Source organism: Georgenia muralis, from assembly GCF_003814705.1.
GTDB lineage: Bacteria > Actinomycetota > Actinomycetes > Actinomycetales > Actinomycetaceae > Georgenia > Georgenia muralis.
The window spans coordinates 1838307-1859419 of record NZ_RKRA01000001.1; the positions used below are offsets into that span (position 1 = coordinate 1838307).

General features: G+C 75.9%; 18 protein-coding genes. 9 read left to right on the plus strand and 9 right to left on the minus strand.

Annotated features, from left to right (window positions below):
- Positions 1-76 precede the first annotated feature (76 nt).
- Positions 77-2062 carry an acetate--CoA ligase gene (acs, locus tag EDD32_RS08170; protein WP_123916517.1) on the minus strand — a complete coding sequence of 662 codons (1986 nt, stop codon included), beginning with the start codon at positions 2060-2062 and terminating at the stop codon, positions 77-79.
- Positions 2063-2167: 105 nt separating this feature from the next.
- Entirely contained in the window at positions 2168-2986 is an 819-nt protein-coding gene (locus EDD32_RS08175) for a hypothetical protein (RefSeq protein WP_123916518.1), read from the minus strand.
- Between the two features lie 92 nt (positions 2987-3078).
- Between EDD32_RS08175 and EDD32_RS08180 the strand changes: the two genes are divergently transcribed.
- Positions 3079-3942 (plus strand): Fic family protein, encoded by an 864-nt coding sequence (locus EDD32_RS08180; protein WP_123916519.1) that lies wholly within the window; start codon positions 3079-3081, stop codon positions 3940-3942.
- A gap of 62 nt (positions 3943-4004) precedes the next feature.
- Here EDD32_RS08180 and EDD32_RS08185 read toward each other — a convergent pair whose 3' ends face one another.
- Positions 4005-4781 carry an HAD family hydrolase gene (locus tag EDD32_RS08185; RefSeq protein ID WP_123916520.1) on the minus strand — a complete coding sequence of 259 codons (777 nt, stop codon included), beginning with the start codon at positions 4779-4781 and terminating at the stop codon, positions 4005-4007.
- A gap of 179 nt (positions 4782-4960) precedes the next feature.
- On the opposite strand from EDD32_RS08185, the gene ssd reads away from it, so the two are divergent.
- The 7 genes from ssd to EDD32_RS08220 all read left to right on the plus strand — a co-directional run bounded on the left by ssd (position 4961) and on the right by EDD32_RS08220 (position 9514).
- Complete coding sequence (gene ssd, locus EDD32_RS19455) at positions 4961-5974, plus strand: septum site-determining protein Ssd (protein ID WP_123916522.1); 1014 nt, start codon at positions 4961-4963, stop codon at positions 5972-5974.
- Positions 5971-7161, plus strand: coding sequence for a TadA family conjugal transfer-associated ATPase (locus EDD32_RS08195; RefSeq protein ID WP_246006042.1), 1191 nt, complete (start codon positions 5971-5973; stop codon positions 7159-7161). The genes ssd and EDD32_RS08195 overlap by 4 nt, the downstream gene beginning before the upstream one ends.
- On the plus strand, positions 7158-7829 hold the full coding sequence (locus EDD32_RS08200; protein ID WP_123916526.1) for a type II secretion system F family protein: 672 nt from the start codon (positions 7158-7160) through the stop codon (positions 7827-7829). The genes EDD32_RS08195 and EDD32_RS08200 overlap by 4 nt, the downstream gene beginning before the upstream one ends.
- Complete coding sequence (locus tag EDD32_RS08205; RefSeq protein ID WP_123916528.1) at positions 7822-8379, plus strand: type II secretion system F family protein; 558 nt, start codon at positions 7822-7824, stop codon at positions 8377-8379. The genes EDD32_RS08200 and EDD32_RS08205 overlap by 8 nt, the downstream gene beginning before the upstream one ends.
- Positions 8380-8532: 153 nt before the next feature.
- Positions 8533-8748: a DUF4244 domain-containing protein gene (locus tag EDD32_RS08210; RefSeq protein WP_170175249.1), complete on the plus strand. Its 216-nt coding sequence runs from the start codon at positions 8533-8535 to the stop codon at positions 8746-8748.
- Between the two features lie 17 nt (positions 8749-8765).
- Entirely contained in the window at positions 8766-9140 is a 375-nt protein-coding gene (locus EDD32_RS08215) for a TadE family type IV pilus minor pilin (RefSeq protein WP_211338772.1), read from the plus strand.
- Positions 9137-9514 (plus strand): Rv3654c family TadE-like protein, encoded by a 378-nt coding sequence (locus tag EDD32_RS08220; protein WP_123916534.1) that lies wholly within the window; start codon positions 9137-9139, stop codon positions 9512-9514. Before EDD32_RS08215 ends, EDD32_RS08220 begins: the two co-directional genes overlap by 4 nt.
- A gap of 15 nt (positions 9515-9529) precedes the next feature.
- Here the strand turns inward: EDD32_RS08220 and EDD32_RS08225 are convergent, their stop codons facing one another.
- The gene (locus tag EDD32_RS08225; protein ID WP_123916536.1) at positions 9530-11971 is read right to left on the minus strand and encodes a DEAD/DEAH box helicase; all 2442 of its coding nucleotides are present in this window, start codon (positions 11969-11971) and stop codon (positions 9530-9532) included.
- Positions 11972-12114: 143 nt separating this feature from the next.
- Here EDD32_RS08225 and EDD32_RS08230 point away from each other — a divergent pair, with 143 nt between their 5' ends.
- On the plus strand, positions 12115-14424 hold the full coding sequence (locus EDD32_RS08230; RefSeq protein WP_123916538.1) for a sodium-translocating pyrophosphatase: 2310 nt from the start codon (positions 12115-12117) through the stop codon (positions 14422-14424).
- A 45-nt stretch (positions 14425-14469) separates the two neighbouring features.
- On the opposite strand, the gene EDD32_RS08235 is transcribed toward EDD32_RS08230, so the two are convergent.
- The 5 genes from EDD32_RS08235 to EDD32_RS08255 are packed head-to-tail and all read right to left on the minus strand — an operon-like array spanning position 14470 to position 21052.
- A complete protein-coding gene (locus tag EDD32_RS08235; RefSeq protein ID WP_123916540.1) occupies positions 14470-16563 on the minus strand; it encodes a prolyl oligopeptidase family serine peptidase in 2094 nt (697 codons plus the stop codon).
- A gap of 52 nt (positions 16564-16615) precedes the next feature.
- Positions 16616-17347 (minus strand): SDR family oxidoreductase, encoded by a 732-nt coding sequence (locus EDD32_RS08240; RefSeq protein ID WP_123916542.1) that lies wholly within the window; start codon positions 17345-17347, stop codon positions 16616-16618.
- Positions 17348-17382: 35 nt separating this feature from the next.
- Positions 17383-19287: a glycoside hydrolase family 127 protein gene (locus tag EDD32_RS08245; RefSeq protein ID WP_123916544.1), complete on the minus strand. Its 1905-nt coding sequence runs from the start codon at positions 19285-19287 to the stop codon at positions 17383-17385.
- Positions 19288-19313: 26 nt separating this feature from the next.
- The gene (locus EDD32_RS08250; protein WP_123916546.1) at positions 19314-20129 is read right to left on the minus strand and encodes a carbohydrate ABC transporter permease; all 816 of its coding nucleotides are present in this window, start codon (positions 20127-20129) and stop codon (positions 19314-19316) included.
- Entirely contained in the window at positions 20126-21052 is a 927-nt protein-coding gene (locus EDD32_RS08255) for a carbohydrate ABC transporter permease (RefSeq protein ID WP_123916548.1), read from the minus strand. The genes EDD32_RS08250 and EDD32_RS08255 overlap by 4 nt, the downstream gene beginning before the upstream one ends.
- Between the last annotated feature and the right edge of the window lie 61 nt (positions 21053-21113).

Consider the following 21113-nt stretch of genomic DNA (forward strand, 5'->3'; position numbering starts at 1 on the left):
GGCACAGATGCCGAAGGTTCCGTCGGGACTGGCCTGACGGAACCTTCGGCGTGCTGCGACCCGACCGGTCAGCGGCTCAGCGGTGCATCCCCTGGCTGATCCGGCTCATCACCGTCGAGTCGGCCAGCGTCGTGACGTCACCGGCCTCGCGCCCCTCGGCGATGTCGCGCAGGAGGCGGCGCATGATCTTCCCGGACCGCGTCTTCGGCAGCTCGGCCACGACGAGGATGGACCGGGGCTTGGCGATCGGGCCGATCTCCTTGGCCACGTGCGCGCGCAGCTCCGCGACGACGTCGGACCCCTCGCCCGCCTCGTCGGCCTTCCCCACGTGCTCGGCGCGCAGGATGACGAAGGCGACGACCGCCTGCCCGGTGGTGTCGTCGTTGGCCCCCACGACGGCGGCCTCGGCCACGTACGGGTGGGAGACGAGCGCGGACTCGATCTCCGTCGTCGACAGGCGGTGGCCGGAGACGTTCATGACGTCGTCGACCCGGCCGAGGAGCCAGACGTCGCCGTCCTCGTCCTTCTTCGCGCCGTCGCCGGCGAAGTACATGCCCTCGAAGCGGGACCAGTACGTGTCCCTGAACCGCTCGGGGTCGCCCCAGATGCCCCGGAGCATCGCCGGCCAGGGCGCGGTGAGCACGAGGTACCCACCGCCGCCGTCCGGAACGGGATGGGCCTGCTCGTCCAGGACGTCGGCGGCGATGCCCGGCAGCGGCCGCTGCGCGGACCCGGGCTTGGTCGCGGTGACCCCCGGCAGCGGGGAGATCATCATGGCGCCGGTCTCGGTCTGCCACCAGGTGTCGACGATCGGGGTCCGGTCGCCGCCGATCACCCGGCGGTACCACATCCACGCCTCGGGGTTGATGGACTCGCCCACCGAACCCATGAGCCGCAGCGAGCTCAGGTCGAACCCGGCGGGGATGTCCTCGCCCCACTTCATCGCCGTGCGGATCGCGGTGGGGGCGGTGTAGAGGACGGAGACCTTGTACTTCTCCACGATCTCCCACCACCGGCCCTTGTGCGGGGTGTCCGGGGTGCCCTCGTAGATCACCTGGGTCGCGCCGTTGAGCAGGGGCCCGTAGGTGACGTAGGAGTGGCCGGTGACCCAGCCGACGTCGGCGGTGCACCAGTACACGTCCGCCTCGGGCTTGATGTCGAAGACGTTGCGGAACGTGAAGGCCACCTGGGTGAGGTAGCCACCGGTGGTGTGCAGGATCCCCTTGGGCTTCCCGGTGGTCCCGGAGGTGTAGAGGATGAACAGGGGGTGCTCGGCGTCGACCACGGCCGGGGTGTGCTCCGGGCTCGCGGCGGCCAGGGCGTCCTCCCAGCTGACGTCCCGGCCCTCGGTCCATTCCACGTCCTGGCCCGTGCGGTGCACGACGAGGACGTGCTCGACCGGCGTGCCCTTGGCCAGGGCCTCGTCGACGGCGGGCTTGAGCGCGCTCGCCTTGCCGCGGCGGTAGCCGCCGTCGGCGGTGATGACGACGCGGGCGTCGGCGTCGTTGATGCGGCTGTTCAGCGCCTCGGCGGAGAACCCGCCGAAGATCACCGAGTGCGGGGCGCCGATCCGCGCGCACGCGAGCATGGCGACGACCGCCTCGGGGATCATCGGCAGGTAGATCGCCACGCGGTCGCCCTTGCGGACCCCGAGGGCCTCCAGCGCGCCGGCGGCCCGGGAGACCTGCTCCTGGAGGTCGGCGTAGGTCAGGGTGCGGGTGTCGCCGGGCTCGCCCTCGAAGTGGATCGCGACCCGGTCGCCCAGCCCCGCCTCGACGTGGCGGTCGACGGCGTTGTACGCGGCGTTGAGCCGGCCGTCGCCGAACCAGCGGGCGACCGGTGCGCCGGAGAAGTCCAGGACCTCGGTGAAGTCCTCCGACCAGGTCAGCAGCTCACGTGCCTGCTCCGCCCAGAAGCCCTCGCGGTCGGCGTCGGCGCGCTCGTACATCTCGGCGGTCGCGTTCGCCTGGGCCGCGAACTCGGCGGAGGGCGGGAACGAGCGGTGCTCGTGGAGCAGGTTCTCCAGGCCGCCCTGCGTCTGGGCGGCATCGGGCTGGGACATCGGCGTCCTCTCGTTGGCGACGGCCACGGCTGTGCCGTGGCTCACATTCCTGTCGACATCAAGATATCCGACTCTGGCAGATTGACCAGCCCCTGCCCGGGGCGGTCACCGGGGCGGGCGCAGCCGCTCCTCGCGCCGGCCCAGCCGGCGGGCCCCGTGGGAGACGACGCCGACCAGGAGCAGCCCCAGCCCGTACAGCGCGAGCCGGCCGGTCGAGACGTCGTTGTCGAGGTGGAACGTGGCGTTGTCCCCGAGGCTGCCCAGGGCGCCCAGGGTCCCCGAGAGCGTGTCGAGGAAGCTCGTGGCCTGGGCCGGCAGGGCGACGGCGGCCAGGGCCAGGACCAGCACGACGGCGCCGACGGCGGTCGCCCCGAGCGAGGACCAGCGTGCGGCGAGCAGCAGCGCCGCGGTGACCACGAGGCCGGCCGCGAGCTCGACGAGCGCCGCGGGGTTGGTGATCTCGCCGGCCTGCCACTGGTTGTCGGCGCCGAGGGTGAGCCGGGCGCCGGCGTCGGTGACGAGGTACCAGGCCACCGGCGCGAGCACGAGCGTCAGCAGCAGGGCCCACCCGTGCGCCGCGGCACGCGAGCGCGGCCGTGTCTCGGTGGCCCCGTCCAGGAGCGGGTCACGCCCGACGGCGCGCTCGCGCGGCTCGGGTGGTCGCGCCGCCGGTGCCGCGTCGCGTCGCCCGGTGGGCGCGGCGGGCGAGGCAGCGCCGTCACCGTGCAGGCCGAGGAAGCCCTGACGGCGCGTCGCGGTCGTCTCGGTGTCCTCCCGGCGGGTCCCCGGCTCGGCCGGGGTGCGGACGCCGTCACCGTCGGCCGGCGGGTGGACGCGGGTGCTGTCGTCGGCCGGCGGGTGGACGCGGGTGGTGTCGTCGGCGGGCCGGCCGTCGGGCTCCGGGTGCTGGTCGGTGCTGCTCACTGCGCCTCCTGGGTCTCTGGTGCCAACCTAGCCACCGGGCACCGGGGGGCACGTCGAGCCGCGCCGGGTGGGCCGCGCACTAGCCTGGCGGGGTGAGCAGCGACGTCGTCCCCGCCCTCGAGCGGCTCGCGCTGCTCGACGGTGTGCCCGAGGCCGCGGCTGGAGCCCGGGAGGCCGCCGCGGACCTGCGCTGGCACGAGGGGCTGCGGCGCCGCTGGCGCGAGGCGAGGGCGGAGGCGGCGGTGCGCTCCGCCGTCGCCGGGGCCTCCCTCGACGGTGCCCGGGCACCGGCGTCCTGGCTCCGCGGCCGGGTGGCGGCCGGCGACGTCGACCCCGCCGCCGCACGGGCCGAGGAGGCCGCCGTGCTCGCCGCCTGGCGCGCCCAGGTCCACGCCGGCGCGCTCTTCGGCGACCTGGGCGGACGCGCCCCGCGCGCCCCCGGTGCCGAGGTGATGGCCGGGCTGCACCGGGACCTCACCGCGCACCTGGTCGCGGCCGGTGCCCTGCAAGCCGGTGACGTCGGCCGCCCGCGGACCACCGGCCGGGCCCGCGACGCCGCGGGCGCGGACGAGCCGGTCGGTGCCGAGCTCGAGGCGCGCACCGCCCTCGTCGTCGCCGTGCTCGACGCCGAGAGGGCACCCGGTCTGGTGCGCGCCGCCGTCGTCCACGCCGAGGTCGCCACGGCCCGTCCCTTCGTGACGGCCAACGGCCAGCTCGCACGGGTCCTCGCCCGCCTCGTCCTCGTGCGCAGCGGCGTCGACCCCACCGGCGTCGCCCTGCCCGACGAGATGCACGCGGGCGACCCGCTCGCCTACCGGCGGGCGCTCGCCGCCTACGCGACGGGCACCCCCGACGGGGTGGCCACCTGGCTGGTGCACCAGGCCGAGGCGGTGACCGCCGGTGCCCGGGCCGGCGCCGGGCTGGCGACGGGTGTCCTCGCCGGCCGACCGGCCTAGCACGGCCGCCACGCCGAGGCCCGCCGGTCACCCGTCGGCACGTGGCCCGAGGGCGAGTCATCTCAGGCGGACCGTGGCCGCGTCGCCCAGAGCCAGCCGCCCACGGCCGTCGCCACGCCGGCCAGGGCGAGGAGCACGCGGACCGGCGGCGGGCGCAGCGGCACCGGCCGCCGGAAGCGCCGCACCTCCCAGCCCCGCTCGCGGGCGACGCGCAGCAGTGCGCGGTCCGGGTTGACCGCCACCGGGTGGCCCACGACCTCGAGCATGGGCAGGTCGGTGATCGAGTCGCTGTACGCCCACGACCGTGCGAGGTCGTACCCGTGGCGCTGCGCGAGGGCGGCCATCTCGGCGGCCTTGGCAGGGCCGTAGACGTAGTGCTCCGTCCGCCCCGTGAAGCGGCCGTCGGCCACCGCCATCGTCGTGGCGATGACGTGGTCGGCACCGATCATCGCCGCGATCGGCTCGACGATCTCCCGGGCCGACGCCGAGACGACGACCACGTCCTCGCCCGCGTCCTGGTGCGCACCGACCAGCTCGAGGGCCTCGAGGTAGACCAGGGGCCGGACCGCCGTGCCCACCGCGTCGGCGACGGCGTCCCGGAACCGCGCGACCTCCCACCCGTTGACCGTGCGGGAGAGCTCCTGACGGATCCGGTCGCTGCGGCGGTGGTCCGCGGCCACGAAGGCGTAGCCCAGCTGCGCCCCGGCCGAGCGCAGGACGTCCCCGCGGCGCAGGAGGCCCGCGGCGAGGAGGGGCCGGGCGAGCGCGAGGGAGGACGAGGTCGCGAGGATGGTCTTGTCGAGGTCGAAGAACGCCGCAGCGCGCCGGTCGGTGCCCATGCCACCTCCTCCCTGACCAGGCTAACCGTGCGGGCACCCCCCGTGGAGCGCCCCGGCGAGGTCGCCGGGCCGCGGGGCGCGACCGCGTCCCCAGGCGGCCCGGACCGCCGCCGTCCACAGGGTCGGGGCGGACGACGGCGCACCCGGGCCACGGTGGCGGCCTGGACAGGAGGTGGCCGATGGGGTCGTCGGGGAAGCTGCAGGTGGTCCTGCGCACGGGGGACGAGGCGGTCGCCGCCCAGGTCGGCCGGCTCACCGACCTCGCGGGGGTGGGCCTGCTCGTCGTCCCACCGGACCGGGTGCTGCCGGCGGCGGCGGTGGTGCTGGACCACGAGCGCGCCGACCTGCCGGTGCTGAGGGTGCACGTCGACCCCGGTCGGGTGGGGCGCGTGCCCGGGGCGCCCGAGGAGCTCCCCGCCGTCGTCGAGCTGCCCGGCGACACCCCCGTCCTGCTCGACGTCGTCGTCGCGGCCGGCACGCCGCACCGCGCCCGGACGGTGGGGGTGGTGGCCGCCCACGGCGGGGCAGGGGCCTCGGTGCTCGCCGCCGCCCTCGCCAGGGCGGCCGTCGACGACGGTGCGGCGACCGCACTGGTCGATCTCGACCCGGCCGGTGGCGGCCTGGACGTCCTCCTCGGGCTCGAGCACGACCCCGGCCGGCGGTGGACCGACCTGCGGGCCGAGCGGGGCGCGCTGCTGCCCGAGCGGCTGGCCCTCGCCCTGCCGTCCTGGCACCTCGTCCGGGTGCTCTCGGGGGACCAGCGCGGTGGCATCGACCCGGCCGACCTCGTGGCCCGCTCCGCCGTGCGTGCGCTGGGCCAGGGGCACGACCTCGTCGTCCTCGACCTGCCGCGCCAGGTGCTCGCCGGCGGTGAGGCGGCCCGGACGTGGCTCGGCTGGTGCGGCGACGTCGTCCTCGTCGCCGGCGGTGGTGTCCGCGGCGCTGCCGCTGCCCGGGCGGGCGCCGCCGCGCTCGGTGCGAGCGGCTCCCGTGGACACCTCGTGGTCCGCGCCGACGCGGTCGAGAGCGAGGAGGTGGCCGACCACGCCGGGCTCGGCCGGGCCGTGCGGCTGCGCGAGCAGCGCGGCCTGGCGGCGGGTGTCGAGCGCGGCCTCGCCCCCGGCGACCAGCGCCGCGGGCCGCTGCGCGCCGCGGCGTCGGCGGTGCTGCGCGACCTCGGGCCGTGGCCGTGAGCCAGCCCGGCGGGGCGGCCGTCGTCGCGCGGGTGCGGGCCGCGGTGGCCGGAGGAACCCCGCTGGCCGGTGCGCTCGCGGAGGGGGCCGCCCGCACCGTGGGGGTCCGCGGGCTGCTCGACCTCGACGCGGACGTCCGCGCCCACCTGCGCGGCGCAGGACCGCTCCAGCACCTCCTCGACGACCCGCACGTGACCGACGTCCTCGTCAACGGTGCCGGCGGGGTCTGGCTCGACCGCGGCGCGGGGCTCGAGCGGGTGGACGTGGGGGACCCCGCCCTCGCCGACCCGGCCGCCGTCCGGGCGCTGGCCGCCCGGCTCGCCGCGGCCAGCGGCCAGCGGCTCGACGACGCGAGCCCGGTCGTCGACGGCACCCTGCCCGACGGCACCCGCCTGCACGCGGTGCTACCCCCGCTCTCGGCCGACGGCACGCTCATCTCGCTGCGGACCCACCGCGCGCGCGTCTTCAGCCTGACCGAGCTCACCGCGTCGGGGACCGTGCCGGCGGACGTCGAGCCCGTGCTGCGGGCCCTCGTGGACCGGCGGGCCAACGTCCTGGTCTCGGGCGCCACCGGCTCGGGCAAGACCACCCTGCTCGCCGCGCTGCTCGGGCTCGTGCCCGGCCGCGAGCGCATCGTGTGCATCGAGGAGTCCGCCGAGCTGCGGCCCGACCACCCGCACGTCGTCCACCTGCAGGTCCGCCGGGCCAACGTCCAGCGCGTCGGCGAGGTGCCCCTCAGCGAGCTCGTCCGGGCGGCGATGCGGATGCGCCCGGACCGTCTCGTGCTGGGCGAGTGCCGCGGGGCGGAGGTGCGGGACGTCCTGGGCGCCCTCAACACCGGCCACGACGGCGGCTTCGCCACGGTCCACGCGAACGCCTCGGCGGACGTCCCGGCCCGGCTCGTGGCGCTCGGCGCCCTCGCCGGGATGGCCGAGCCCACCGTGGCGGCCCAGGCCGCCAGCGCTCTCGACGCCGTCGTCCACCTGCGGCGCGACGCCGCCGGCCGACGCCGGGTCGCCGAGGTGGCGGTCCTGGGCCGCGTGGGCGCCGAGCTGCGCTGCGAGGTCGCCCTCGCCGCCACGCCCGGCGGGGCACGGCCCGGGCCGGGCTGGGAACGTCTGCAGGAGCGGCTGGGAGCCGGGCGCCCGCCGTCGCCCGGTCGCCACGCCGCGGGAGGCGCCCCGTGACGGCGGCGCTCGCGGCCGGCGCGCTGGCCGCCCTCGCCCTGGTGCTCGTCAGCCCTCCGCGCAGGCGGGCGCGCCGCTCCGCCCGCCCACGCACCCCGCCCGCGTGGCCGCGGCGGCGGCGCCGGACCGACCTCGACCTGGGCGTGGTGGCGACCGAGGTCGCCACCCGGCTGCACGCGGGGGCCGGTGTTGAGGAGGCCTGGTCCCGCACCCTGGCCCGGGCGGGCCTCACCACGGCCGACGGCGGTGGACCCGCGATCAGCGGCGTGCCGCTCGCCCTCACCCGGCTCGGAAGCTCCGGGCGCCGGCTGGGCCCGGGCGCCGAGGCCGCCCTGCCGGCGACCGTGGCCGCCTGCCGGCTCACCCACGAGATCGGGGCCCCGCTGGCGCAGGTGCTCGAGCGGACCGCGCACGGCCTCACCGAGGCCGGCCAGGCCCGTGCAGCGCGTGCCGTCGCGCTCGCCGGGCCCCGCGCCAGCGCACGGCTCCTCGGTGTGCTGCCCGCCGCCGGTGTGCTCATGGGGGCCGCCGTCGGGGCCGACCCCGTCGCCTTCCTCCTCGACGGTGGCGCGGGGTCGGCCTGCCTGCTCGCCGGCGCCGGGCTCATGGTGGCCGGGCACCGCTGGGTCGCGGCCCTCGAACGCTCCGCCCGCCACGCCGGTGACTGACGTGGTCGTCATCGTCCTCGCCCTCGTCGCCGCCGCGCCCTGGGTCCTCCGCCGCCGGCGGCCCGGGCACCGGCGCCCGGCCCGGGCCGGGCGGGGCGGCGGCGCCGTCGACGTCGCCGTCCTGCTGGACCTGGCCGGCGCGGCCCTCGAGGCCGGTGCGTCGGTCCCGGGCACGCTCGAGGCGCTGGGCCGGGCCCTCGGCGCCGCGGGGGAGGTGGCCGGGTCGCACGGCACCGTCCTGCGGCGAGCGGGCGGCGCGCTGCGGCTCGGCGCACCGTGGGACGAGGCATGGGCCGGCGTCCCGCCCGCGCTCGTGCCGCTGGCGGACGCCCTCGAGCCCGCCTGGGTCGAGGGGTCCGCACCGGGCCCGCTCCTGCGGCACGCCGCCGCGTCCGTCCGCGCGGGACGGCACCGCCGCGCCCAGGTGGCGGCCGCCCGCATGGCGGTGCGGCTCGTCCTGCCGCTGGGGCTGTGCTTCCTGCCGGCGTTCGTCCTCCTCGGCGTGGTCCCGGTGGTGGCCGCCGCCGGCGGCGGCCTCCTCGGTGGCTGACCCGTCCGCTCCACAGCCCGGCCGGGGGCACCTGCCTCCACAGCGCCGCTGCGTGCGCCCGGTCCGCCGGGGCGGGTGGCACGACGCTCGTCGTGTCGGCCGGCACCAGCCGGCCGTCCGGGCCCCCACGGGGCGGAGGGAAGGAGTTCGACCATGCGAGCAGTGCGACAGCGCTGGGGAGGGGTGCGGGCATCGATGGTGCGTCGTGCCCGGACGCTGCGGCGCGAGGCGGGGATGGCGACGGCGGAGTACGCCATCGGCACGGTGGCGGCGGCGTCCATCGCCAGCGTCCTGCTGTGGATCCTCAAGAGCGACTGGGTCCGCGAGCTCGTCGCGGACCTCATCCGCAAGGCGCTCGGCCTGGGATGAGACGGCCATGTCGACCGGTGCCGGACGGGAGCCCCCGTCCGGCACCGGGCGCCGGCGCCCAGGCCGGCATGGTCACCGCCGAGCTGGCCCTGGTGCTGCCGGCGGTGGTGATGGTGCTCCTCCTGCTGCTCACGGCCGGGTCCGCGGCCCTGACCCAGGTGCGCGTGGCCGACGCCGCCCGGGCCGGTGCCCGCGCCGCCGCTCTCGGCGAGCCCGCCGCGGTGGTCGCGCGGGTCGCCGAGGACCTCGCGGGCGAACGCGCCCGGGTGCTCGTCGCCCAGGACGGCGCCTACGTCCTCGTCGAGGTCACCAGCGACCTTCCCGGCGTGCTGGGCCTGACCGACCTGCGGGCCCGGTCGCAGGCGCGGGCGCTGCCGGAGCCGGGCACGTGAGGCCCGGTGCCGGCCCGCCCGGCACCCGCTCGCACCGCCGTCCGGGCGACCGGGGCGCGGGCTCAGTGCTGGGACTGTCGCTCGTCGCGGTCGTCCTCGTCCTGGCCGTGGGCGTCACCGCCCTGGCCGGGGCGGTGCACGCCCGGGGCGTCGCCCAGACGGCGGCGGACCTCGGGGCGCTCGCCGCCGCCGAGGTCCTCCACGGCCGGGGTGGGCAGAGCGACCCGTGCAGGGCGGCGGCGCGCGTGGTGCGCGCCAACGGCGCCGACCCGGGTGGGTGCGTGGTGCACGGGGACGTGGTCGAGGTCGTCGCACGGGTCACCGTGCCGGTGGGTCCGGCCGCGCGGGCGACCGCCCGGGCCGGGCCGGCGTGATCGTGGCGCGATCCGTCAGCCGGGCCCGGGCGGGGCGCTGCGCAGCAGCAGCCGGAGCAGCCGGGTCGCCCCGCGCTTGTCGAGAGGCGCGTTGCCGTTCCCGCACTTGGGCGACTGCACGCAGCTCGGGCACCCGTCCAGGCACCCGCACGCCATGATCGCGCCGAGCGTCGCCTCGACCCACTCCCGGGCGGCGCGGTAGCCGCGCTCGGCGAACCCGGCCCCGCCGGGGTAACCGTCGTGGACGAACACCGTCGGCTGCCCGGTCTGGGCGTGCACGGCGGTCGACAGGCCGCCGATGTCCCACCGGTCGCACGTCGCCAGCAGCGGGAGCAGGCCGATCGAGGCGTGCTCCGCGGCGTGGAGGGCGCCGGGCAGGCTCTCCTTGCCGACCCCGGCCGCCTCGCAGGCCTCGGCGCTGAGCGTCCACCACACCGCGGTCGTGGGCAGGACCCGTTCGGGCATGTCGAGGGCGTAGGAGCCGATGATGTCCATCCCCGGCAGCCGGCGCCGGTCGTACCCCGTGACCTGGCCCGTCACCTCCACGTCCCCGAACGACCACCGCACCGGCGCGCCCGCCGGGTCGTCCCAGGTGACGTGGTCGCGCTCGGCGACGATCCGGACGGTGGAGCTCGACCGCGCCCGCGTGCGGTAGGCCAGCTCCTGGTCGGCGTGGACGAGGGCGACGTCGTCCTCGAGCTGGTCGACGACGAACGTGCGGCCCTGGTGCACGTACACCGCACCGGGGTGGACCGTGCTGTCGGCGCGTGCGCCGTCGACCGTGCCCAGCACCGCGCCCGTGCCCGTCTCGACCACCTGGACCGGCTGGGACGACCCGCCGCGCAGGTCGGTGAGGTCCTGCGCCCGCTCCGGTCGTGCGAAGTTCCAGAACCAGCCCGTGGGGCGACGACGGAGCAGGTCGCGCCGGACGAGCTCGTCGAGCAGCGCGGTGCCGGCGAGACCGAAGGTCGGCAGGTCCGCGGTGGTCAGCGGCAGCTCCGACGCCGCGGCGCACAGGTGCGGGGCGAGCACGTACGGGTTGGCGGGGTCGAACGTCGTGGCCTCGACCCCCGTGCCGAAGATGGCCTCGGGGTGGTGGACGAGGAAGGTGTCCAGCGGGTCCTCGCTGGCGACGAGCACGGCCACGCCGTCGGCGCCCGCCCGTCCCGCCCGCCCGGCCTGCTGCCACATCGAGACCCGGGTCCCCGGCCAGCCGGCCATGAGGACCGCGTCGAGACCCGCGACGTCGACGCCCAGCTCGAGGGCGTTGGTGGTGGCCAGGGCGAGCAGCTCGCCGCTGCGCAGGGCCCGCTCGAGCTCGCGGCGCTCCTCCGGCAGGTACCCCCCGCGGTAGGCCGCCACCCGCGCGGCCAGGGCGGGGTCGACCTCGCGCAGGTGCCGCCGGGTCTGCTCGGCGATCACCTCCGCGCCGTACCGGGAGCGGACGAAGACCAGGGTGCGTGCGCCGGCGGACACGAGGTCGGCCAGCAGGGAGGCCGCCTCGGCCCCGGCGGAGCGGCGCGGGCCGTCCAGGCTGGGGTCGTCCAGGCTCGGGTCGCCCGCGCCGTCCCCGGCGGGGTCCGGGGCCGTCGCCGCCCAGGCCTCGGCCAGGGCCGGCTGCCACAGGGCCACCGACCGGCGGCCGGTCGGCGCGGTGTCCTCGGTGACCGCGACGATGTCGGCCGGGTCAGCGCCGACCAGCCGGGCCGCGGTCAGGGCCGGCTCGGCGGTCGTGGCCGAGGCCATGAGGACCGTGGGGACCGAGCCGTAGTGCGCGGCCAGGCGGAGCAGCCGACGCAGGACCAGGGCGACGTGCGCGCCGAGGACCCCGCGGTAGGCGTGCGCCTCGTCCACGACGACGTAGCGCAGCCCGCGCAGCAGCCGCTGCCACCGCCGGTGCCCCGGCAGCATCGAGAAGTGGAGGAAGTCGGGGTTGGTCAGGACGACGTCGGCGTGGTCGCGCGCCCAGTCCCGCTCCGTCAGCGGGGTGTCGCCGTCGCACGTCGCCACCCGCACCCCGCGCAGCGCGGCCGCGTCGAGGAGCCGCTGGAGGCCGGCCAGCTGGTCGGCGGCGAGCGCCTTGGTCGGGGAGAGGTACAGGATCGACGGGCGCCGGGTGTAGGAGCCGATGCTCCCGGCGGCGGGGCCGGCGAGCTCGGCGGCCCCGGCCCGCACCGCCGACAGCGCGGGGAGCCAGGCCGCCAGGGACTTGCCCGAGCCGGTGCCGGTGGCGATGACGGTGTGCCGGCCCGCCCACGCGGCCTCGGCGGCCCGGACCTGGTGGACCCACGGCCGGTCGACCCCGAGCCGGCGGTAGCCGGCGACCACGTCCGGGTCGGCCCAGCCCGGCCAGTCCGCCGTCCGGCCCGGTCGGCCCGGCAGCTCCTCGAGGTGGACGAGCCGGCCGTCGCGCCGGCCCGCCGAGCGCAGGAGCGCGAGGACGTCGGGGCGGGGCACCGGTCCAGTGTGCCTCCCCGGCGGGATTCACGACGCGTCGGTCCCTGATCTGTTCGTCGCCCCCGCGGGGCACCGGTAGGCTCCGCGTCATCCATCCGCCCGGTGACACCGACGTCCCGGATGTGTGCTGCCAAGGAGGCCCGATGATCGAGCTCGGCCAGGGAAGCCTGACCATCGTCGCGGTGATCGGGGCGATCGCCGTCGCCGCGCTCGCCTTCGCGGTGGTGCTGCGCCGACAGGTGCTCGCCACCGACGAGGGGACGCCGGCGATGAAGGAGATCGCGGGAGCCATCCAGGAAGGTGCCAAGGCCTACCTCACCCGGCAGTTCCGCACCCTCGCGATCTTCGCCGTCATCGTCTTCGGGCTGCTGTTCCTCCTGCCGGCGGAGCCGGAGATCAAGCTCGGCCGGGCCATCGCGTTCCTCTTCGGGGCCGGCTTCTCCGCCGCCATCGGCTACCTCGGCATGTCGCTCGCGGTCAAGGCGAACGTCCGGGTCGCGGCCGCCGCGACCCGGCCCGGCGGACGCTCGGAGGGGGCGCGCATCGCCTTCCGCACCGGTGGCGTCGTCGGCATGGCGGTGGTCGGGCTGGGGCTGCTCGGGGCCGCCGGCGTGGTGCTGGTCTACCGGGGCGAGGCCCCGGCGGTCCTCGAGGGCTTCGGCTTCGGCGCCGCCCTGCTGGCGATGTTCATGCGCGTCGGCGGCGGCATCTTCACCAAGGCCGCCGACGTCGGCGCCGACCTCGTCGGCAAGGTCGAGCAGGGCATCCCCGAGGACGACCCCCGCAACGCCGCCACCATCGCCGACAACGTCGGCGACAACGTCGGCGACTGCGCCGGCATGGCCGCCGACCTCTTCGAGTCCTACGCCGTGATGCTCGTGGCCTCGCTGATCCTCGGCAAGGCCGCGATGGGCGAGCAGGGCCTCGTCCTGCCGCTGATCATCACCGCCATCGGTGCCCTCGTCGCCGTCCTGGGGGTCCTCACCACCCGGGTGCGCGGGGAGGAGTCGGGCCTGCGGGCCATCTACCGCGGCTTCTACGTCGCCGCGGTCGTCGGGGTGCTCCTCGCCGCGCTCGCCACGTTCGTCTACCTCCCGGGCACCTTCGCCGACGTCCCGGGGATCAGCGAGGCCCTCGCCGGCCAGCCCGGCGACCCGCGGCTGATCGTCAGCGCCGCGGTCCTGCTGGGCATCGTCCTGGCCGGGGTGATCCTGTGGCTCACCGGCTACTACACCGGCACCACCTCGCGGCCGACCCTCCACGTCGCGCGGACCTCGCGCACCGGCGCCGCCACGGTCGTCCTCTCCGGCATCGGCGTAGGCCTGGAGTCGGCGGTCTTCACCGCCGGCATCATCGCCGCCGCCATCTGCGGGGCGTTCCTCCTCGCCGGCGGGTCGCTCTCGCTGGCCCTGTTCCTCGTCGCGCTCGCGGGCTGCGGCCTGCTCACCACCGTGGGCGTCATCGTCGCCATGGACACCTTCGGCCCGGTCTCGGACAACGCCCAGGGCATCGCCGAGATGTCCGGCGACGTCGACGCCGCCGGCGCGCAGGTCCTCACCGACCTCGACGCGGTCGGCAACACGACCAAGGCCATCACCAAGGGCATCGCCATCGCCACGGCGGTCCTCGCCGCGACCGCCCTCTTCGGCTCCTACCGCGAGGCGGTCGACGTCGCGATGGGCGAGATCGCCGAGGCCGGCACGCAGGTGGCCGGCGGGATCGTCGGGGCGATGGTCGCCTACGACATCACCTCGCCCATCACCCTCGTCGGGGTCATCCTCGGCGGCGCGACCGTCTTCCTGTTTTCCGGCCTGGCGATCGACGCCGTCACCCGCGCCGCGGGGGCCATCGTCTTCGAGGTGCGGCGCCAGTTCCGGGAGATGCCCGGCATCATGACCGGCGAGACCCGCCCCGAGTACGGCAAGGTCGTCGACATCTGCACCAGGGACTCCCTGCGTGAGCTCGCCACCCCCGGGCTCCTGGCGGCCTCGGCGCCCATCGCCGTCGGCTTCGGCCTCGGCGTCGGCCCGCTCGCCGGGTTCCTCGCCGGCGCGATCGGCACCGGCGTGCTCATGGCGGTCTTCCTCGCCAACTCCGGCGGTGCGTGGGACAACGCCAAGAAGCTCGTCGAGGACGGCCTGCACGGCGGCAAGGGCTCCGAGGCCCACGCCGCGACCGTCATCGGCGACACCGTGGGCGACCCGTTCAAGGACACCGCGGGCCCGGCGATCAACCCGCTCATCAAGGTCATGAACCTCGTGTCGGTGCTCATCGCCCCGGCGGTGGTGCAGATGTCCGTCCCGGCGGACACCAACCACGCCCTGCGGATCGGCCTGGCGCTCGTCGCGGCGGCCGTGGCCCTGGGGGCGGTGCTCGCCTCCCGGCTGCGGGCCGTGCGCGCCGAGCGCGACGACGAGCGGGACGACTCCCGGACCGCCGCCGGCGTCCTCTGACGGGACCCACCGGTCCCCGCGGCAGCCGCCGCGGGGACCGTCTGCTCAGCCGGCCAGGCGCTGCCAGAGGAACTCGAAGGCCAGCGCCTGCATGAACGCCGCCTGCGCGTTCGTCGCGGCGCCGCCGTGCCCGCCCTCGACGTTCTCGTAGTAGGTGACGTCCTTCCCGGCCTCGAGCATCTTCGCCGCCATCTTCCGGGCGTGGCCGGGGTGGACCCGGTCGTCCCGGGTGGAGGTCGTGAACAGCACCGGCGGGCAGGGGGCCGCGGGGTCGAAGAGGTGGTACGCGGAGAAGGTGCGGATGAACTCCCACTGCTCCGGGTCGTCGGGGTCGCCGTACTCGGCCATCCACGAGGCGCCGGCGAGGAGGTGGGAGTACCGCTTCATGTCCAGCAGCGGGACCTGGCACACGACGGCGCCGAAGAGCTCGGGGTAGGTGGTGATCATGTTGCCCATGAGCAGGCCGCCGTTCGACCCGCCCTGGGCGCCCAGGTGCGCGCTGTCGGTCACGCCGCGCGCGAGGAGGTCGCGCGCGACCGCGGCGAAGTCCTCGTAGGCCCGGTGCCGGTTCTCCCGCAGGGCCGCCTGGTGCCACGCCGGCCCGTACTCCCCGCCGCCGCGGATGTTCGCGACGACGTAGACGCCGCCGCGCTCGAGCCACGCGCGGCCCACCCCGCCGGAGTAGCCCGGCAGCCGGGAGATCTCGAAGCCGCCGTAGCCGGTGAGGAGGGTCGGCCGGGGGGCGTCCCCGACCGGCTCCCGCGAGACCTGGAAGTACGGCACCCGGGTGCCGTCGTCGGAGGTGGCGAAGTGCTGCTCGACGTCCAGGCCCGTGGCGTCGAAGAAGGCGGGCATGGACTTGAGCGGCTCGACGGCGAGGGTCGCGCCGTCGGCGTCGAGGTCCAGCCGGGACAGGGTGGTGGGGGTGACGAAGCCGGTGGTGGTCAGCCACAGCGCGTCCTCGGTGTCGGCGTCGACGGCGCCCACGGCCACGGTGGCCAGCGCGGGTGCGGCGCTGCCGGCGAGGTCCAGCGGCCGGCGGCGCCAGGGGCCCGTGCCCGAGTCGGGCGGGGTGAGGACCTCCAGACGGTTGGTGACGTCGTCGAGGATGTTGAGCACGAGGTGGTGACGCGTCCAGGTGTCCCCGGCGAGGGACGTCGTCGGGGTCGGGGTGTGGAGCACCTCGAGGTCACGGCTGCCGGCGAGGAAGTCGCTCAGCCGCGCGGCGAGGAGCGAGCCCGCCGGGTAGCGGTGCCCGCCGACCTCCCAGTCCTCGCGGAGCTCGACGGTGAGCCAGTCGCGCTGGACGCCCGGCTCGCTCGAGCGGGGGACGTCGAGGAGCTCCAGGGCGCCGTCCGGGCCGAGCAGGTAGGTCTCGGACTCGTAGAAGGCGATCGAGCGCACGACCACGTCGCGCTCGAACCCGGGCGTGAAGTCGTGGCCGGCCCCCACGGAGAGGTCGGTGTCCCGGCCGGCGAAGATCTCCGGCGCGTCCGCGAGCGGGGTGCCGCGGCGCCAGCGACGCACGGTGCGCGGGTAGCCCGAGGCCGTCATCGAGCCCTCGCCGACGTCGGTGTAGACGAACACGACGTCACCGGTGGTGTCCGCCCATGCCATGCCGCCCTTGGACTCCTCGCGCGAGAACCCGTCCTCGACCCAGGTCCGGGTGGTGAGGTCGAGCTCGCGGGTGACGTCGGCGTCGGCGCCGCCGCGGGAGAGGTGGACCAGGGCCCGGTCGAAGGAGGGCCGCAGGACGCGGGACCCGTGCCAGACCCAGCTCACCCCCTCCTCGGCGCCGAGGGCGTCGACGTCGAGGAGCACCTCCCACTCGGGCTCGGCGGTCCGGTAGGACTCCCAGGTGGTGCGCCGCCACAGGCCGCGGGGGTGCTCGGCGTCGGTCCAGAAGTTGTACAGGTGGTCCCCGCGCTGGACGACGGCGGGGATCTTCTCCGTCGAGTCGAGCACCTCGAGGGTCCCGGCGCGAAGGTCCTCGAACCGGGGCGTCGTCAGCGCCGCCACGGCCTCGGCGTTCCGGTCGCGCACCCAGTCCAGCGGTGCCGCCCCCTCGACGTCCTCGAGCCAGGCGTGGCGGTCGTCGAGGTCGGCGGGCGCGGGCGCGGCGGGGGTGGTCGGCGTCATGGCGTCATCCCATCACACGGGACGCCGGCCGCGGAGCCGCTCGCACATCAGGTCAGCTGCCCTGACCCATGCTCCACAGGGTCCACACGGCGGTCCGCACGCGGCGCGGCTGCCGGAGGGTGGTGACGACGGCGTCGGCGACGTCGCCGGGCTCGAGCCAGTCCCGCGCCCGCGGGTCGTGCGCCTCGCGCCCGGCCCCGACGGCGAACTCGGTGGTCGTCGCGGCGGGACAGACCAGGGTCACCCGGATCCCGTGCTCACGCAGCTCGCGGTCGAGGGCGCCGGCGAGGCCCACCTGGGCGTGCTTCGTCCCGGCGTACACGGCCTCGTCCGCACCGCCGCGGAAGCCGGCCACGGAGGAGACGACGACGACGTCGCCGCCGCCGGCCGCCAGGAGCGCCGGGACCGCGGCGCGGACGGTCCAGACCGTGCCGGCGTAGTTGGTGTCCATCATCTCGGCGAGCTCGTCGTCCGAGCCGTCGAGGATCGAGCCGTACCTGCCGATGCCCGCGTTGGGGACCACCGAGTCGAGCCGGCCCCACCGCCCGGTGGCCGCCTCGACGAGACGGGCGTTGTCCTGCGGCGAGCGCACGTCCATGACGACACCGACGGCGTTGTCCTCGCCCAGCTCGGCGACGAGCTCGCGGAGCCGGGCCCCCCGGCGCCCGCCGACGGCCACCCGCGCCCCCTCCGCGACGAGCCGTCGGGCGGTCTCGCGCCCGATGCCGGCGGTGGCACCGGTGATGACGACGACGGTGCCGGCCAGGTCACGGACGTCGGGCACGGGGCAGCTCCGGGGTGAGAGGGGAGGGACGGGTCTCAGCGCGCGACGGGCATCCACACGCGCATGGTCGACGGGCCGCGGTTGGCCCACCGGTGGTACGGCACGAGCGCCACGTCGCGCACGTCGTCGGCGGCCTGGTCGGCAGGCTCCGCACGGTAGGGCCACGCAGCCCCGACGCGCTCGCGCACCCGCACGGGGACGCGGACGGTGGTCCCGTCGTCGTGGGGGGCCTCACGCACGACGACCTCGGCGGCCGCGACGTCCGCCCCGAGGTCGACCGACTCGAGGCAGTACACGACCGGACCGCGCTCGACGGCCACCTGGCCGCGCAGGGCGTCGATCTCGGGGTGCGGCCAGGTCCACCGCGCGGCGAGCGGGATCTCCAGCTCGACCACGTCCCCGACCGCCCACTCCCGGTGCACGCTCGCGTAGCCGGGCGCCACGTCGCGCTCCTCGCCCCCGGACCGCAGCACGGCACCCGGGGCCCAGCCCGGCACGCGCAGCGAGAGCGTCCACGGCCCGGGCGGCGTCGCGGCGACGCGCACCCGGACCAGGCCGTCGTCGGGGTACCGGGTCTCGACGTCGACCTCGACCTCGCCGCCGGCGACGCCCGCCCGGACGTGCCCCGCCGCGTACTGGTGCAGCTGCAGGCCGTCGTCGTCCGTCGTCGCGACGTACGCGCCGAGGGAGGACAGGGTGCGCGCGACGTTCGTCGGGCAGCAGGAGACGGCGAACCACGGGGCACGGAGGCTGGAGGCCGCGCGCGGGCTCGGCTCGTCCTGCGCGGGCTCGGTGCCGGGCTCGCGCTGGTGCAGCGTGTTCGTGTAGTAGAACGCCTTGCCGTCCTCGGCGGGGGAGGCGCTGACGACGTTGTAGAGCACCCGCTCGACGAGGTCGGCGTGCTCGGCGGCGCCGTCGGCGAGCAGGAGGCGGTGCGCGGTCTGGACCGCGGCGACCCCGGCGCACGTCTCGGAGTAGGCCCGGTCCGAGGGGAGCTCGTAGTCCTGGCCGAAGGACTCGCCCTCGTGGTGGGCGCCCATGCCGCCGGTGAGGTAGGTCCGGCTCGCGACCGTGCGCGAGACCTGGGCGCGCACGGCCTCCAGGAGGTCGGGGTCGCCGGTCTCGGTGGCGACGTCGATCGCGCCCGAGGCCAGGTAGAGCGCGCGCACGGCGTGGCCGCGGAGCACCTCCGCCTCGCGCACCGGGACGTCGTCCTGGAAGTACTCCGGGCCGAAGTCGATCTCTGCGAGAAGACCCTGACCGCGCCGCTCGAGGAAGAGGCGCGCCTGGTCGAGGTAGCGCCGCTCGCCGGTGTGGCGGCCGAGCTCGGCGAGCGCGGTCTCGATCTCGGGGTGCCCGCACACCATCTCCTTGCCGCCGGGCCCGAAGACGTCGCAGACGTGGTCGGCCGCCCGCAGGGCGATGTCGACGAACGTGTCGTGCCCGTGGGTCCGGGCGCGGGCCACGCCCGCCTGGATGAGGTGGCCGAAGCAGTACAGCTCGTGACCCCACTCGAAGTCGGAGTAGCGCGGCTGCTGCCCGGGCCGGCCGAACATCGTGTTGAGGTACCCGTCCGGCTCCTGCACGGGCTGGATCCGGGCGACGAGGTCGTTGAAGCGGTGCTCGAGGTCCGCGTCCCCGGTCCGCCCGATCTCCCAGGCCATCGCCTCCATGAGCTTGTAGACGTCGGAGTCGGAGAACTCCCGGCCGCGGCGGTCCTGCGGCAGACGACCCTCGACGGCGGCGTCGAAGTTGCCGATCCAGCCCACCTTCTCCATCCAGTGCTCGGCGTGGTCGATGATCGCGGTGGCGTTCAGCTCCTGCATCCGCGCCCAGAAACCACCGGTGATCGTGACGTCGGTCAGGCCCACCGGCGTGAGCGCGCCGGTCGAGGGGGCGACGGGGCGGCCGCGCAGGGCCTCGGACGGGACGGTGGTCATGACGTGGCTCGCTTTCGGTCGGACGCTCACTTGACGGCGCCCACGGTGAGGCCGTCGCGCAGCAGGCGGTAGGTCAGGGAGTAGACGAGAAGCACGGGGACCGAGCTCAGCACGGCGAGGGCCATGAGCCCCGGCCAGTTGATGCCGAAGGCGGAGACCTGCTGGGCCAGCAGGGCGCTCAGCGGGTAGGTCCCGGGGGAGAGGAAGAAGTTCACCGCGTAGAGGAACTCGCCCCACGCGAGGAGGAAGACCAGGGTTCCCGTGGTCGCGACGCCGTTGCGGGCGACGGGCAGCACGACCGAGAAGAAGCTCCGCAGCACGGACGCACCGTCGATCGCGGCGGCCTCCTCGAGCTGGGGCGGCACCGCCCGGAAGAAGGGCCGCATGAGGATCACCGCGAAGGGCACCAGCAGCGCCGAGTCGGCGACGACGACGCCGAGGGTGCTGTCGAGCAGACCCCAGTCGCCGAAAATCTGGAACAGGGGGATGACGTTGGCGGTCTGCGGGAGCATCTGCAGCACGATGAGCAGGCCGAGGCCGACCGAGACGGCCCAGCCGCGGGTGCGGGCGAGGCCGTACCCGGCCGGGATCGCGATGGCGAGGGTGAGCGCGGTCGTCCCGACCGCGATGACGACGGACTGCTGCAGGGCGTCGAGGAGGGCGCCGTCGAGCGCCTCGACGTAGGCGGTGACGACGGGGCGGAAGACGAACGTCGAGTCCGTGGCGAACACGTCCGCGGAGCTCTTGAACGACGTCAGGAGGATCCACAGCAGGGGCAGGCCGTACATGAGGGAGAGCAGGACCTTGACGATCGTGTTCACCGGGCCGGCGGAACGGCTCATTCCTTCTCCTCCTTGCTGATGCTGCGTGCGTAGAGCACGGCCAGGACGAGCACGACGAGCACGGCCACGACCGACGTGGAGGCGCCGAGGCCGAAGTCGAACCGGCTGAAGGCCTGGAGGTAGCCGAGGAACGGCAGGGTGTTCGTCGCGGTGCCGGGACCGCCGTAGGTCATGACGTAGATGAAGTCGAAGCTGCGGAAGCCGTAGACGATGGTGAGCACGAGCAGGACGAGCATCGTCGGGCGGACCGAGGGCACCATGATGTGGCGCACCTCCTGCCAGCGGCTGGCCCCGTCGAGCGCAGCTGCCTCGAACACCTCCGGCTCGATGTTGAGCAGGGCGGCGCGGAAGACGAGCGCGTTGAAGGGGATGACGGCCCACGAGTTGACGAACGCGACCGCGCCCAGCGCCCAGTACTGGTCGTAGAGGAACGGCAGCGCCGTGTCCGTCAGCCCGACCGCCCGGGCGGCCACGTTGAGCAGCCCCGCGTCGGCGAAGAGGAACTTCCACACCGAGCCGTTGACGACCGGGGGCAGCGCCCAGGCGAACACCATGACGGCGAGCAGGACGTTCGACCAGCGTCCGCGGGTGCGCAGGGCGATGGCACCGGCCAGCCCGAGGACCATGCCGACGACCGTCACGACGAGCACGAAGACGGCCGTGCGGGTGAGCGCGTCGCCGGTCTGGCCCGAGGCGAGGCCCTGCTGGAAGTTCTCCAGGCCGATGAAGGGCCAGGCCGTGTTGAGCGTCGACGCCGTGACGTCGCTCAGGCTCATCCGGACGAGCTGGACGAGCGGGTAGACCGAGAAGAGGGCGAGGAAGACGAGCGCCGGCAGGAGGAAGAGGTAGCGGCTCTGCCGTCGGGGGCGGCGCTGCGGTGCCGCGGCGCTCGCCCGGGCGGCTGCCGGTGCGGGTGTGGACATGAGGGCTCCGTCGCGTCGTGACCGCGGGCACCTGGTGGCGCCCGGTGACCCGGGCACGCGG

Bases quoted from the DNA above. Each gene is read 5' to 3' on its own strand.
- EDD32_RS08245 (WP_123916544.1), bottom strand. From the start codon at position 19,287: ATGACCACCGTCCCGTCCGAGGCCCTGCGCGGCCGCCCCGTCGCCCCC.
- EDD32_RS08255 (WP_123916548.1), bottom strand. From the start codon at position 21,052: ATGTCCACACCCGCACCGGCAGCCGCCCGGGCGAGCGCCGCGGCACCG.
- EDD32_RS08185 (WP_123916520.1), bottom strand. From the start codon at position 4,781: ATGGGCACCGACCGGCGCGCTGCGGCGTTCTTCGACCTCGACAAGACC.
- EDD32_RS08250 (WP_123916546.1), bottom strand. From the start codon at position 20,129: ATGAGCCGTTCCGCCGGCCCGGTGAACACGATCGTCAAGGTCCTGCTC.
- acs (WP_123916517.1), bottom strand. From the start codon at position 2,062: ATGTCCCAGCCCGATGCCGCCCAGACGCAGGGCGGCCTGGAGAACCTG.
- EDD32_RS08235 (WP_123916540.1), bottom strand. From the start codon at position 16,563: ATGACGCCGACCACCCCCGCCGCGCCCGCGCCCGCCGACCTCGACGAC.
- ssd (WP_123916522.1), top strand. From the start codon at position 4,961: ATGGGGTCGTCGGGGAAGCTGCAGGTGGTCCTGCGCACGGGGGACGAG.
- EDD32_RS08230 (WP_123916538.1), top strand. From the start codon at position 12,115: ATGATCGAGCTCGGCCAGGGAAGCCTGACCATCGTCGCGGTGATCGGG.
- EDD32_RS08210 (WP_170175249.1), top strand. From the start codon at position 8,533: ATGCGAGCAGTGCGACAGCGCTGGGGAGGGGTGCGGGCATCGATGGTG.